This is a genomic window from Mycolicibacterium lutetiense, from assembly GCF_017876775.1.
In the GTDB taxonomy this organism is placed as follows: Bacteria; Actinomycetota; Actinomycetes; order Mycobacteriales; family Mycobacteriaceae; genus Mycobacterium; species Mycobacterium lutetiense.
The window spans coordinates 1,736,903-1,748,847 of record NZ_JAGIOP010000001.1 but is presented as its reverse complement, the minus strand read 5'-3'; the positions used below and the strand labels follow the sequence as shown (position 1 = coordinate 1,748,847).

Genomic DNA, 11,945 nt, shown 5'->3' with positions numbered 1-11,945 from the left:
CCCAAACACAGTGGCGTACACCTGGAGCCTGTCTCTGTACCCAACTCACGAGCACCCCGACCGCGGAGCGTTCATCGCCGGAACCAGCGACACACTCGACGGCGCCCGTGATCTCCTCGTCCATGCCCTGGTCGCCCATACCTCGATCCCTGACCAGGAGACGGTGCGTGTCGCTGTGCAGACCTGCAGCGACTGGACCGACTTCGATGAGTACGCGATCACCTGTCGGATCGAAGAGAACTGAGCCGCACCGGGAAAGGTGCTGTTGTCCCCGCTGCCAAAATCAGTCCGGGCGGTGAATCCGTCTACGGTGCGGCACTTCTCGGCGTTTCACGTGGCGGGTGCGAGAGCTGTGGCGCGGCCTGTTCTTGTCGGCGCTGCACGCTACGTTCCTGACCGGAGCGGGGACCGTCGCCCGCACCAGATAAGGAGACGCCGCCAATGTGCCGCACCGCCAAGCGCCGCTGCCCCCACAATCCACAACGGGACCGAGAACGTCGGGCCGCGATGAAGACTTACCGCGCCGACTTGGCTTCCGCAGCAGCGCAGTTCGCAGGTCCTGGTGTGCTCTCGGTCATTGCTGCCGCACCCGCCTCCGCGCTGGCACCGATCGCCACCGACCTGGGGCTGGATCCCGCCACGGTATCCTCAGTGTCCCCGTCGACGCACGTCACCCACGACATCTCCGGAGCACTGCGCGGACTCGCCGCCGCCAAAGCCGCCGACGCCGGTCACGTTCCTTCCGAACACACCCTTCGGCGGGCCGCCATCCTGAACTACGAGCACTTCCGAGGTTACGAACCGCTGCACCCGCTGTTTGTCGGCGTGATCGCACCGCCTCGCGAGCTGGACGATCTGCGGACCAGCTACGCCAAGGTGCACGAGCACACCGCCAGTGACGGTCTCGGCGCCGGCAACGCTCGCCTGACCGTCTCCGAACTCGGCGCTATCGAGGCTGACCGGGCGAGGCGGCGTCAAGAGATCGCCGACCTGTTCGTCGCCGAGACACGGCAAGACCGCGCCGACGCCGGTGACAGCGAACAATGGTCGGAATGGCTTGCCGCTGAGCAGAACTCGATCACCACCACCGAGACAGTGTCAAACACCGCGCCCACCCGGAAGACAAGCACGGAACGACAAACCGCTCCACAGATCAGTTTCCACACCGCCGACGGCTTTGAGGAGAACATCGACCCCGCGACCGCCACCCACATAGCCGCCGCGTACACGCGACTGTCCGGGAACGACGTCGATATCCGATTCTTCGCCACCCACTCCGACGCGGTCCTGGCTCATGGCGTGCACATCGGACGGTGCGACACCCCGGCTGAGGCGATCGGCGAGGTGAACTGGAAGGCCTATCTGACGCGGGCCGACGGCGACGAGCGGAAAGCCCGCGAGGCTGTGGCTACCGACATCGAGACTGTGTTCTCCAGCTCTGATGTTGCAGCGTTCGCGACCCGCGCGTCGCACCGCAGGGCATTGAAAGTCTCCGAGGCCGTCGAAACCGCGGCGCGACGCTGGGAAGAAGACACCGACGCGGCGTGGAAAGTCTTCCCGTCGAGCGGTCCGGTCCGGCACCAGGTCATTCTCGACAGACTGTTACGTCCCCGGCATCTGATCGGCGACGACCCGTTCGACCTGTACGACGGTGTCGCTACCTATTCCTCCGGAGGGGTCTATCTGCCGGAGTCAAACGTGGTCGAGGCGATGGTGACCCACGTGAAAATGCTGCACCAGCACCACGATCTCCGTATGCAGGCAGTGGCCGACGCGATCATCGATCGCGCCCGCGCCGCGCGCGATCTTCCCACCGGTAGCTTCGCTGAGCGCATCGAGCGGCAGTGGCAGCTCGTGGAACTGGCGGACGCAGCCGAGCTGCTGACCGAGGATCCGGACCACATCGAGGACGTGACACTGTTGACTGCGAACGATCCGAATCAGATGGAGTTGTTCGCACTGGACGCCGCTGCATAGTCGAAACCCGCGCGGGCCAGCCACGTTGAACACGCTCTGCTCGGGAGTTACAGCGGCACGCAGAATTTCTCCTGTGTGGGTGTCCAGGTCCAGATACCAGACCGGCCCGCCGCCACGACTTGCACGGAGCCAACCAGTCCCGCCGCCCGCGCACGGTGCACACCCGGCACTACGGACGGCGCTACAGACGGAACTACCAGGGGTGATCCGGGTTGCGCTACGGGCGGCGATCCAGGGTTCCGGTGTATCCCGACCGCGCCGCAGACAGTCAGTGGCGGCGCTAGAACGCAGCATATTTCCCGTTGCACCCCAACGGGAAAGGCCCAAGGCGATGATCACTCACGACGAATTCCGTGCCCTGTGCGCGCAGTATCAGGACCGTCCAGAGACGCGCGGAGCCTTCATCGACTACGTGCGCGGACAGTACGTCTCGCACCGAGACTTGCACTGTGCAGCAGGCGCCGTGAAGACGGCGATGCCCACTCCAGAATCTGTTGCCGATATGGACGCTGTCATCGGCTACGTCGGCCACCATTGGAAGGCGTTCGACTGAGCGCGGCAATACTCCTGACGGACACCGACGGGTATCCCGTCCCTGCATCTTCGTCGCGGGTGACCGATTACTCATCGCTGCATCGAGCTGCCCTGACGCGCCGCAGCGGGCCCAAGCGCCATGATCACACCAGCATGGCCACCATGACCAATTACCGAGTGGCATACGTGCTCAGCGGCGGGGAGCCCGTGGCGGTTTTCCTCGACTCCGCTGCGGATTGCAACCCCGGCAACCTTATGACCTACATGCGAGTGGGCGAGCACGACGAAGGTTCGATCGAGTGGGTGCGCGAGCAGCCGCCGGCCGTCGAGTACCAGTACCGCGACCTGCACGCCTACCTCGCCCGCCGCTACGCCGATCCGTCACAAGGGGGCTCGCTGGCGCTGGTGATCGACCAGACCGGTCTGCCCCGGTAAACGCAGAGGCATGCCGGCGCAACACAACCCGCTCCAGCGGAGCGCGCCGCTGCCTCCCCCTTCTCCGGGGAACACCTACCGTCACCGCTCATGAAGCTCACCCGCACTTTCGCCAGCGCTGCCGCCCTCGTTGGCGCCGCCGCGGTGTTCACCGCGTCAGCGGCTCAGGCTGACCCGGCCGACTCTGATTCCCCGGTCTCGGGCGGGGTCATCACCGCACAGGAACCGTTCTCAGTCATCTCGGTCGCAGACCTCCCTCTGCCGGCCGCCGGCTGGCAACCGGTACTGGGTCATGACCGCACCAGCGGCGTACTGCCTGGCCTAGCGTCCTGCTCTGTCGACGGGATCCCCGCTGAAACCGATCTCGATCACCGCGCAGCGGCGACCAGCCCAGTGTTCGTCGCTGAACTGCGACCCAGCAACCCAGCGGGAACCGAAGGGTGGGCCGGCACGGTCTCCGGTGCCGGCTATAGCGGCATCAACGCCTCCAGCTACGCGCTGGCTTCCTATCGCCGCTATCTGGACACCTGCCGCACCGCGCCCGACCAGACCACCGGCTACCACAACGCCGCTGTGGGCACCTCGGTGCTGGACCCGACGCAGGCACACGCACTCCTCGAGACCACTGACAGATGGGTGGAAGTGTTCGCCGTGGCCACGAACGATGGCCTGCTGGAAGCGACGTTCACCCGGCCCAAGGACGGTCCAGTTTCGTTCGGGTACAACCCAGCCACTGTGTTCGGCGCACTCAAGATGGCCGATCTTGGCGCTCTGGCACGCCGAGGGTAAGGGTCTCGCTTGTGGCCGCTGTATGGCATCGCTGGCAGGTAAGTTGCGACGAACTCGACGCCGAGGGTCGCCCCTTCTCCACAACCGTCCTCACTGTGAAGAAGGACGAGAACGAGGCTCGGAAAAACACGGGTTGGGGGCCTCGCGCGATGAGGTCCGACGTCTGTGTCGTGTACCGGGGTGAATGGGAACAGTCCAAGTGAGGAGGAAACGATGACATCGTGGAAGCCGAACGATTTTCGCGACCGCAGCTTCTCCGTTGGCGATTTGGTCGAGCTGCGAGATCAAGCGGAGAAGGGATTCTGGATCGTCTACCGGGTCCGATGCGTCTGCGCAGATGGCGCCCTACAGCTGGACAACGTGTCGGCCAATGACGGTTTTGACAGTAGCCGCCGAGGACATCCACGCATCGGTGTTCGCTGCTCGACCCGGCGCTTCGTCGACCGCACAAACACCGGCGCATCACTGCGTCCAGCCAGGAACGACCGTGGTGGGTATGCCGAGTTCCGTCCAGAGCGCAACGATCTCCGGATTGTCATCGATGCAGTGAACGATGCGGAAACCGTGATCGCGCGTGAGTATTCGATGGATGTCGCGCTTGACCTCCACGTCAGCGCGGAAGTCGTTGTCGCCACGCATGAACGGGCCCGCGTAAGGCACCGGCATGTGCCGGTCGAGCCACGTGCGGGTGGATTGCTCCCAGCGGTACATACGAGCCGTGACTACGACGATGCGGTGTCCGGCGTGGTGATGTTCACGAACTTCGTCGAGCACATGCGTATGCGGCGGGCACGTTTCGGCGGCGCAGTGGAATGCGTCGAAATCCTTGGGCCGCGCAGCAACGAAGTGCCGCACACTCGACACGTCACACAGAGTCCCGTCGACGTCGACGATGACCGCGTCGGTCATCCCACGCCCGCCGGGGTAAGGGCGTTGATGGGTACCTTGGTCGCGCGCTTCTCACCGTGGGCGTCGATGTATTCGACCGTCGCCCGTGACCGTGACAGCGCGACGATCTCGGCGGGAAGATCGACGCCGCGGACATGGATGCGGACCTGACCGCCGACGTGAAGGTTACTCATATCGTGTCGCCTCGATTGCTTGAAGGACAGGGTCTATCCAGTAGCCCTGGCTGATCTTGAATGCCCACTGCCGATCGTCGATGGCCAGCACCGACGCCGCACGCAGCGCGTGCTCGGCGGGGATCTGAAAGCGTTCGATAATCGCGTTGGCGATCCGCTTCGACTCGTACGGAGCGGTGTCCTGGGCAACTTTCGCGTGCTCGGCTGCGGTGCTCATTGCTGCGGTCCAATTTGGATCGGATCAGTGGGAGCATCCATCGATCCGATCTTGATCTCCGGGCGGACGAGGGGATCAGGCGCGCGGTGCCGTCCTCGGTGGGAGCTGTGAGCAGCTACGTCACCGGAACTGTGTCGGCCAGTGCCGCTGGGATTGGGGCTCATGCGTTCAGTTCCTCCAGCTCGCGACGAAACGATTCTCTCCATCGCCATAGGCCCACTCCCCTGGCGAGATCGTTGATTCGACGAGCTATCCGATGAGGGGCTCATGGCACCCGCCGCATCGGTCTTCGGAATCCTCGACCTGGCTGTCGAACACAACTTTGGGGAAATCCCCGCTGTCGTAGGTGCGTTCGTTCATGTGGTCGATGCCGACAACTTTGGCAAGATCGGCAAGCAGCGACTCAGTGGACGCCGTGGACTCCGGATCGAACCTGCCCCAGTTGATCACTTTGTCGCGCATGCAAGATGGACACAGATTCTCGGCCTGGAACGTGTAGCCGACGATGTCGGTGCTCGCCACAGGTCAGCCCACCGTCCGGGTGATGAGGTGGTCCGCGGCGACGGTGACATTGATCTGATCGTTGTAGACCACCACCTTGTCTCCGTCGACGTGCTCCACCGATTCCACGACCGCCAACTCGTATTGCGCCACGTCTCGGGCCGAGACGATCGCTTCTGCCCGGTTCCGGTCGTCAGCGCCGAACGGCTGCCACGTCCACGGGTGCGATGACGGATCGTTCAAGAGTGGGGCGAGGTCAATAGGGTCGCCTTCACGAAGGTCGATCGGTTTGACCTGTTCGGTATGGGACATTGCTGCTCCCTTTGTCATTGGTTCGTTTTGTGATCCCCAAGCGGGACCTGCTCGCATGCTCGCACCTTTTGAAACAGCCGTTCCGGCTCGGGCGCGGGTCTACACCGCTGTTCCTCCCGGCGTGTACTCGCCGACGGTGAAGACGTGTCCCTGGTCATCCATGGCTTCCTCAGGCTGCCAACCAATTTCGGCGTCGTGGTTATCGTCGGGATGTTCCCGATGTGACCACCAACCGCCGGTCGGGCATGAAATCCAGACGCACACATGCACCCTGCGCCCTTGCTCAGCGCACGTTTTGCACATTCCCTGGAAGCGGAGTTCACTCCGCACGTTCTCCGCCATCGCGGGCCACTCGTCCATCGGTTTCTCCACTGCGATGATTCGGCGCTGAGTCCTTGCGCCGAAAAACAATTCCCTGTGCCGGCTACTCGACCACCGATGCGGTAATCTTGCCGTCGCCGTCGAGCAATTCACCCCAGTAGGTGTTTCCGTTCAGCACCTGGTCAACGTCGAAGCGCATAGCCTCAGCAGCGGTTTCCGTGCCAGTTGGGTAGTGGTCAAGGTTGGGTTCGTACTCGTAGGTGATGACTATCTTGGCCATGCTCACTCCTTAGCTTTACCAATAGCCTCGCGCTGCTGCCCTCGTGCTGCAGCGCAATTCCTTGCAGCTCCTCTATCCGGTGGTCGGTAACGCCGTAGCCCCACGCCGCGACGAAGCAGTCAGCGCTGTGCAAGTCCCGCCGACAAGTGCAGCAGCAATGGGCTGGGATACCAACGCCACCGATCCGACACGCCGACTTGGCTCGCGATGACTGTCTCGACTACTGAGGACAGCTCCAATGCGCCGTACCAGTCCGCCGACCATGCGGCGTTGGCTTCCACGATTCGCCATCCGGGCTCCCCGAACCAGGGACCCGAGCACCAGCCGACGTCGATCACCACGGCCGGCGGAACGGGGACATGACACGTCACCAGTGCCTCTTCCAGCCACAGGACTGCCGCCGTTGCTCGCACCGGATCATCGAGATCCAGCCAGTCCTCCCGTGCCCGGCCTGGAAAGTAGCTGGCTCGTGCGACGACTCGGCCGTCACGCACCCAGCAACGGACCTCGGAGTCGAAATGCACCGGAGTCTGCAGCTGTACCGGCTCACGGTCCGGTAGCCGGCTCAGATCTGTGAGAAGTTCATCGAGTGGACGCAGCTGCGCCGGAAACGAATCGTGCTTGGTTTCAGGGAGCTTGGCGAATACTGTCCCGCCATAAATGACAGGCGGAGTCTGCCGCAGCGCACCGGCGTGCGATGTCACGACCTCACGCCCCTTCAGCTCGATCGGCAGGTAGTCCAGCCAACGGGGCCCGGCCGAGGACAGCTGCAGGTGGCGGTGTCGTACCGTTGCGGCCGCAGCCCATCCGCCCGGGCACCACAGCATCGCCTCAGCATCAGCGCCGGCGGCGGTGTCCAGCCCAAAGTCCAGGTGCACATCCGCCCAGGGCGCCAAGTCTTCGGCTCGCCAAGTTTGATGCGTCACCAAAGTTAGTCGGGGACGTGACATTTGCACTGCGGCCATGGCGTTCTCTCTATAGTGGAGAAATGACGCTATGGAGAAATAGTCAAATCCTGTGGATCGAGGGTCGTCAGGCGACCTCGGACACTGGGGTGTCGGGCGATGGTTCCGGGGTGATGTCGACCGGACGTTCGAGGAGCTTGCCCTGGTGGAACACTGCGCCGGCCCGCACCAACGCCACCAGGTGTGGTGCGTTGACCGCCCGCCACCGCGACTGCGCTGCTTCGATCAGCTTGTAGGCCATCGCCATGCCCGCCGCCCGTGATCCCGGGCCCTTGGTCACCCTGGTCCGAAGCCGAACCGTCGCGAAGGTCGATTCGATCGGGTTCGTGGTGCGTAGATGCACCCAGTGCTCGGCGGGATACCGGAAGTACTCGAGCAGCACGTCGGCGTCATCGACGATTTTCTTCACCGCTTTCGGGTACTTCGCGCTGTAGTCACGTTCGAACGCTGCGATCGCCAACTGCGCCTTGTCGATGTCCTCGGCCCCGATGATCTCCTTCATCGCCGCCAACGCACCCGGATGCGCCGATTTCGGGAGTGCAGCAAGAACGTTGGCTTGTTTGTGGAACCAGCAGCGTTGTTCGCGGGTGGCGGGGAACACCTCCCGCAGTGCCCGCCAGAATCCCAAAGCTCCGTCCCCGACCGCGAGCGCCGGCGCGCGCATCCCGCGGCGGCGGCAATCCCGCAGCAGGTCCGCCCAGGACTCGGTGGACTCTCGGTAGCCGTCGGCCAGGGCGACGAGTTCCTTGCGGCCGTCCGCCCGCACCCCGAGCATCACCAACAGGCAGAGCTTTTCCTGCTCGAGCCGGACTTTCAGGTGGATGCCGTCGACCCACAGGTACACGTAGTCGACCTGCGAGAGGTCCCTGGTGCCGAAGGCCTTCGCCTCGTCCTGCCACTGGGCCGTGAGCCGGGTGATCGAGGATGCGGACAGTCCGGCGCCGGTGCCGAGGAACTGTTCGAGCGCCGGCCCGAAGTCACTGGTTGACAGGCCGTGCAGGTACAGCAGCGGCAGCACCTCCGATACCTGCTCGGACTTGCGAGCCCAGGCGGGCAGGATCGCCGAGGAGAACCGCTTGCGCTCGCCGGTATCGGGGTCGATCCGCTTGTCGTTCACGCGGGGCGCCTTCACCGCCACCGCACCCGCCGAGGTCACGACCTCACGTTCGGCGTGGTATCCGTTGCGGACCACCAGTCGGTGGCCGTGTTCGTCGACCTCACCGGCATACCGGGCTACATAGTCGGCGACCTCGGCCTGCAACGCCGCGGCCAGCATCTGCCGGGCACCGTCGCGGACGATCTGGTCGAGCAACGACCGGCCCGCACCGGCCGCATTGCGGGTCTCGTTGGAGTCGTCGTTGTTGTCTACTACCGTGAGCACGGGCGTGCCTTCCCGCCAGCGCGCCAACGCTGGTCTTGATCAGAATTCGGATTCCTTGCAGATCATCTTCCGGGAAGGCACGCCCGCCCGGGATCCACAGGTTCTGATCATTGCTCGACGCTATGGGTTCGGTGCGGATCACCCGGTACGCGGCGCGTCACCAGGCATGGTCGCGAAGATGCATGCGGGTCAGCTGAGCTTGCCCTACGTCAGGTCGAGTAGTCGTTGTCGATGGTGCCGTCTGGCAGACAGACGACGACAGGGACTTTGTTGGCCCTGGCATAGTCAACGGTGTACCACGTTCCGCTGTGCGGACGGCGCGGCCCGTCTGGCGTTGCGATCAACACCTCGCAGGCGTCCACGATGTCGCGGTTTCGGGCGTGGTACGGCTTGGCGCCGAGCGCGTGAATCCCACCCCGCGTGAGCAGCTTGGACAGCGGCACCATCAGTTTCTCATCGGTCGGTGGATGCAGCCAGATTGTCGGTAGATCGAGGTCTACCGCGCACAGATGAGACGCGTAGTCGCTGCCCTCACAACAGCCGTGATGCAGTTCGGTGGCGTTGAGCAGGTTGCGTCGAATAAAACGCTTCTGATCGGACGTGGGATCGCGGCGGGTCCCGGTGAATCCGAGAATCATGGTGGCCCCTTTCAGGCTGATGAACTCTGCGTCATGCCTTCGTGCACCTGCGGGTAGGTGACTGGCCACCATCAGCCCACGTCCACGCCCCGCCCAGAATCAACCGATCGCCGAAAGCGTTGAGCAGTTCGTCGCCGTCGTCGACAGTTTCATCGACATTTCGGTGCTTCAACATGTTTGTCATTGCCTCCCTTTCGTGAGACTTCACTGTTTAGGCTGACCGGCACGGTCCCACTTCCGCCAGCTCGGGCCCCGGACGCGATGGTGACCCGGTCATGGACCGGAGGCGGGCAGGTGCGAAGTGCGGGCCCGTGTGCGTCATCTTGGCGGGGGTTGGGCGCCGCGGGCGTCCGCGCTGTTGCTGCGCCAACTCGACGTCGACCGGGTACAGGTAGCCAGCGGCATCTACTGCTTGGAGCACCACAGTGTCCCCCTGTTCTTGATTGGTGCGGTTATCTGTCCAGGGCTTTGCGGTGGATGGTCTCGACGCTCTTGGTGACAGTGGCTGTCAGTCGTTCAGGAACAACCACGCCGGCGCCGTCGAGCAGGTCCAGAGCCTTGGCGAGGGCGTTGCGGGCGTGGGCCTCGGTGAGGGCTGGATCGTGGGCCTGCCGCATGAACTTTCGGGCCTGGTCGATCTTGCGGAGCTCCTGGGGCGATAGTTTGTGGCCGTTGTGGCTGATGCCGCGGCGGGCCTTGTTGCGGGCGTTGTCGTCTGCGACGTCGAACGCTCGGCGCGCGGCGTTGGCCGCGTTGACGAATGCGGTGATCAGTACGGGATCGGTGGGAACGATTTCGGTGCAAAGGGTTTGGGCGGAGCCAAGGGCTGTGTAGAAGGTGGCGGTGGCCGGCTCGTTGACGTCGCCCAGCAGGGGTCGAGTGAAGTACACCGATTCGGGGTCGGTCTCGAATCCCATGAGGGCGTCCTGGGTTTCGGCCAGTACGTCGAGGCCTCGCTGCCACATTTCGATCTGGTCGTTGCGTCGGGCTCGCTTCTCGCTCTTATCGGCGCCGCGTTTGGTCAGGTGCCGCCAAGCGAACCACATCAGTACGGCCGTGGCGAGGACCGCGCCGGCGATGACGGCCACGAGTGCGACTGTGGACCAATCAGTAGGCTCGGCCGGAGCGGGCGGCGGTGGAGCGTTGACCGTGGCGGGAGGATTGGCGCTGTCTGGGTCAGTGAAGGTCTCGCCTATCTTGGCGGCCGACTGCAACATCGTGGGCAGTATGAAGCCCATCGCCAGTACCAAAGCACAGCCCATGATGAGGGACCTGTATTCGCGCATCAGTTCGTGCCTTTCGTTACTGGATCTGTAGAGCTGGGTTCGCAGTCCTTGCAGCGGGGATCGTGCCCGTGCTTGTACGGTTCCCCACAGCCCCGGCACGTGTGGGTGTCGTAGTTGCAGTCACTGCAGCACCGGAAACAGCCCTCGTCAGTTGCGTGGCCACATCCGTTGCCGGACTCCGATTCCGACACCTCAGACGGGTTCGGCAGCGGATGCTGAGCCAGGCCACGGTTCCGTGAATCCCTTGCTAAATGGTTGGCGAACTCCAAGACCGCAGCACGATCTTCAGCCGTGACATCGGCGGGCAGCACACACGCGGTCGCAGCCGCGGCGTAGTCCGGGTGCGCGTGGGTGGGGTCGGAAGTCCAACCCCACATCTTCGGTGGCGCCGGGCCCTCGAATGATGGTCGATACCAGGTGGTCCCGTTGTCGTCGGTGCGCGCTGGGTTCTGGTCAGCGACCGTCAGCGTCCGTCTTTCGGCGGCCGCGGGTGTTGTCATGAGCCGTGTTGCGGGATCACCAGCCGAGTCCATCGGCTGGTCGAGCAGGACCGATCGGCATATCCCGCACAGCCACTCGCGGTACAGTCCGCTGAACTTCAGTGGCTCGAACTCCCCGTGGTCCTGACCGTCGCAGGCGTCGCACACGCTCATGGGTTGGTCTCCTGGGCGATCCGGTGGCGTTCGGCGATCTCACCGAGAACCTTGTGCGCCAGTGCGATAGCGCCGTTCCCGTACCGGTGTTCGACGAACCCGACGGCCGTGTCGCCGTTGCGGGCATACGTCCACCGGTAGGTGTTGGTCGAGTCGGGCTGCTCACCACCGCTGGTGGTGCGGGTGATGGCCACACCGGCGATCAGTTCACTGTTCACGGCGATGTCGACGTACATACTCATCGGGACAGCGCCGCCGTCAGCTGTCCCTCACCGGGGCACGGCTGTTCGTCAACCACGTGCCCGGAAATTATCCACCGCTTGTCCGGCTGAGACCCGCACCAGGCAGGATGCCACTCCTCGCAGACGGGACACATTCCCAGGGCTTGCTCATAGTGAGACAGATGCCAGTGCGGACCGTCAGGGCAACGGTACGGGTACAGCGAGTCGAATCGACGACCGCTGGCCTCGACCGCGGCCTTGACCTCGTCAGCGCCCATCACGGCCAGGTCTCGGGTCGAATACCGGCGCTTGCGGGCAAACCGGCACTCTGATTGGCTCATCGGGCCACCTCC

Annotated in this window: 18 protein-coding genes; 5 read left to right on the top strand and 13 right to left on the bottom strand. The window is 64.1% G+C overall.

Annotated features, from left to right (window positions below):
* Positions 1 to 10 precede the first annotated feature (10 nt).
* The 5 genes from JOF57_RS08405 (at position 11) to JOF57_RS08385 (ending at position 3,735) form a co-directional block, all read left to right on the top strand.
* Entirely contained in the window at positions 11 to 244 is a 234-nt protein-coding gene (locus JOF57_RS08405) for a hypothetical protein (RefSeq protein ID WP_019346159.1), read from the top strand.
* A 197-nt stretch (positions 245 to 441) separates the two neighbouring features.
* Complete coding sequence (locus JOF57_RS08400) at positions 442 to 1,977, top strand: hypothetical protein (RefSeq protein WP_209915568.1); 1,536 nt, start codon at positions 442 to 444, stop codon at positions 1,975 to 1,977.
* A gap of 331 nt (positions 1,978 to 2,308) precedes the next feature.
* Complete coding sequence (locus JOF57_RS08395; protein WP_019346161.1) at positions 2,309 to 2,530, top strand: hypothetical protein; 222 nt, start codon at positions 2,309 to 2,311, stop codon at positions 2,528 to 2,530.
* A 143-nt stretch (positions 2,531 to 2,673) separates the two neighbouring features.
* Positions 2,674 to 2,946 (top strand): hypothetical protein, encoded by a 273-nt coding sequence (locus JOF57_RS08390; RefSeq protein WP_131827507.1) that lies wholly within the window; start codon positions 2,674 to 2,676, stop codon positions 2,944 to 2,946.
* A 90-nt stretch (positions 2,947 to 3,036) separates the two neighbouring features.
* Positions 3,037 to 3,735: a hypothetical protein gene (locus JOF57_RS08385; RefSeq protein WP_075909300.1), complete on the top strand. Its 699-nt coding sequence runs from the start codon at positions 3,037 to 3,039 to the stop codon at positions 3,733 to 3,735.
* A 462-nt stretch (positions 3,736 to 4,197) separates the two neighbouring features.
* Here JOF57_RS08385 and JOF57_RS08380 read toward each other — a convergent pair whose 3' ends face one another.
* From JOF57_RS08380 to JOF57_RS08320, 13 genes are all read right to left on the bottom strand, one after another.
* Positions 4,198 to 4,644, bottom strand: coding sequence for a phosphatase domain-containing protein (locus JOF57_RS08380; protein WP_075909299.1), 447 nt, complete (start codon positions 4,642 to 4,644; stop codon positions 4,198 to 4,200).
* The gene (locus JOF57_RS08375) at positions 4,641 to 4,817 is read right to left on the bottom strand and encodes a hypothetical protein (protein WP_165617838.1); all 177 of its coding nucleotides are present in this window, start codon (positions 4,815 to 4,817) and stop codon (positions 4,641 to 4,643) included. The genes JOF57_RS08380 and JOF57_RS08375 overlap by 4 nt, the downstream gene beginning before the upstream one ends.
* Positions 4,810 to 5,034: a hypothetical protein gene (locus JOF57_RS08370; RefSeq protein ID WP_075909298.1), complete on the bottom strand. Its 225-nt coding sequence runs from the start codon at positions 5,032 to 5,034 to the stop codon at positions 4,810 to 4,812. Before JOF57_RS08370 ends, JOF57_RS08375 begins: the two co-directional genes overlap by 8 nt.
* Positions 5,035 to 5,283: 249 nt before the next feature.
* A complete protein-coding gene (locus JOF57_RS08365) occupies positions 5,284 to 5,556 on the bottom strand; it encodes a hypothetical protein (RefSeq protein WP_075909297.1) in 273 nt (90 codons plus the stop codon).
* A 3-nt stretch (positions 5,557 to 5,559) separates the two neighbouring features.
* On the bottom strand, positions 5,560 to 5,847 hold the full coding sequence (locus tag JOF57_RS08360) for a hypothetical protein (RefSeq protein WP_075909296.1): 288 nt from the start codon (positions 5,845 to 5,847) through the stop codon (positions 5,560 to 5,562).
* A 424-nt stretch (positions 5,848 to 6,271) separates the two neighbouring features.
* Positions 6,272 to 6,448: a hypothetical protein gene (locus JOF57_RS08355; RefSeq protein WP_209915566.1), complete on the bottom strand. Its 177-nt coding sequence runs from the start codon at positions 6,446 to 6,448 to the stop codon at positions 6,272 to 6,274.
* A 119-nt stretch (positions 6,449 to 6,567) separates the two neighbouring features.
* Positions 6,568 to 7,374, bottom strand: coding sequence for an ATP-grasp domain-containing protein (locus JOF57_RS08350; protein WP_307869981.1), 807 nt, complete (start codon positions 7,372 to 7,374; stop codon positions 6,568 to 6,570).
* 106 nt (positions 7,375 to 7,480) lie between these two features.
* On the bottom strand, positions 7,481 to 8,794 hold the full coding sequence (locus JOF57_RS08345) for an IS256 family transposase (RefSeq protein WP_019344575.1): 1,314 nt from the start codon (positions 8,792 to 8,794) through the stop codon (positions 7,481 to 7,483).
* A gap of 209 nt (positions 8,795 to 9,003) precedes the next feature.
* Complete coding sequence (locus JOF57_RS08340) at positions 9,004 to 9,432, bottom strand: hypothetical protein (RefSeq protein ID WP_209915564.1); 429 nt, start codon at positions 9,430 to 9,432, stop codon at positions 9,004 to 9,006.
* A 31-nt stretch (positions 9,433 to 9,463) separates the two neighbouring features.
* Positions 9,464 to 9,616 carry a hypothetical protein gene (locus JOF57_RS08335; protein ID WP_209915562.1) on the bottom strand — a complete coding sequence of 51 codons (153 nt, stop codon included), beginning with the start codon at positions 9,614 to 9,616 and terminating at the stop codon, positions 9,464 to 9,466.
* 268 nt (positions 9,617 to 9,884) lie between these two features.
* On the bottom strand, positions 9,885 to 10,718 hold the full coding sequence (locus JOF57_RS08330) for a hypothetical protein (RefSeq protein ID WP_209915560.1): 834 nt from the start codon (positions 10,716 to 10,718) through the stop codon (positions 9,885 to 9,887).
* A gap of 649 nt (positions 10,719 to 11,367) precedes the next feature.
* Positions 11,368 to 11,613, bottom strand: a complete 246-nt coding sequence (locus tag JOF57_RS08325) for a hypothetical protein (protein ID WP_131823421.1) — start codon at positions 11,611 to 11,613, stop codon at positions 11,368 to 11,370.
* On the bottom strand, positions 11,610 to 11,933 hold the full coding sequence (locus JOF57_RS08320) for a hypothetical protein (protein WP_081489058.1): 324 nt from the start codon (positions 11,931 to 11,933) through the stop codon (positions 11,610 to 11,612). The genes JOF57_RS08325 and JOF57_RS08320 overlap by 4 nt, the downstream gene beginning before the upstream one ends.
* Positions 11,934 to 11,945 lie beyond the last annotated feature (12 nt).

Bases quoted from the DNA above. Each gene is read 5' to 3' on its own strand.
- JOF57_RS08325 (WP_131823421.1), bottom strand. From the start codon at position 11,613: ATGAGTATGTACGTCGACATCGCCGTGAACAGTGAACTGATCGCCGGT.
- JOF57_RS08395 (WP_019346161.1), top strand. From the start codon at position 2,309: ATGATCACTCACGACGAATTCCGTGCCCTGTGCGCGCAGTATCAGGAC.
- JOF57_RS08390 (WP_131827507.1), top strand. From the start codon at position 2,674: ATGACCAATTACCGAGTGGCATACGTGCTCAGCGGCGGGGAGCCCGTG.
- JOF57_RS08370 (WP_075909298.1), bottom strand. From the start codon at position 5,034: ATGAGCACCGCAGCCGAGCACGCGAAAGTTGCCCAGGACACCGCTCCG.
- JOF57_RS08385 (WP_075909300.1), top strand. From the start codon at position 3,037: ATGAAGCTCACCCGCACTTTCGCCAGCGCTGCCGCCCTCGTTGGCGCC.
- JOF57_RS08375 (WP_165617838.1), bottom strand. From the start codon at position 4,817: ATGAGTAACCTTCACGTCGGCGGTCAGGTCCGCATCCATGTCCGCGGC.
- JOF57_RS08355 (WP_209915566.1), bottom strand. From the start codon at position 6,448: ATGGCCAAGATAGTCATCACCTACGAGTACGAACCCAACCTTGACCAC.
- JOF57_RS08330 (WP_209915560.1), bottom strand. From the start codon at position 10,718: ATGCGCGAATACAGGTCCCTCATCATGGGCTGTGCTTTGGTACTGGCG.
- JOF57_RS08340 (WP_209915564.1), bottom strand. From the start codon at position 9,432: ATGATTCTCGGATTCACCGGGACCCGCCGCGATCCCACGTCCGATCAG.
- JOF57_RS08320 (WP_081489058.1), bottom strand. From the start codon at position 11,933: ATGAGCCAATCAGAGTGCCGGTTTGCCCGCAAGCGCCGGTATTCGACC.
- JOF57_RS08400 (WP_209915568.1), top strand. From the start codon at position 442: ATGTGCCGCACCGCCAAGCGCCGCTGCCCCCACAATCCACAACGGGAC.
- JOF57_RS08360 (WP_075909296.1), bottom strand. From the start codon at position 5,847: ATGTCCCATACCGAACAGGTCAAACCGATCGACCTTCGTGAAGGCGAC.
- JOF57_RS08380 (WP_075909299.1), bottom strand. From the start codon at position 4,644: ATGACCGACGCGGTCATCGTCGACGTCGACGGGACTCTGTGTGACGTG.
- JOF57_RS08335 (WP_209915562.1), bottom strand. From the start codon at position 9,616: ATGACAAACATGTTGAAGCACCGAAATGTCGATGAAACTGTCGACGAC.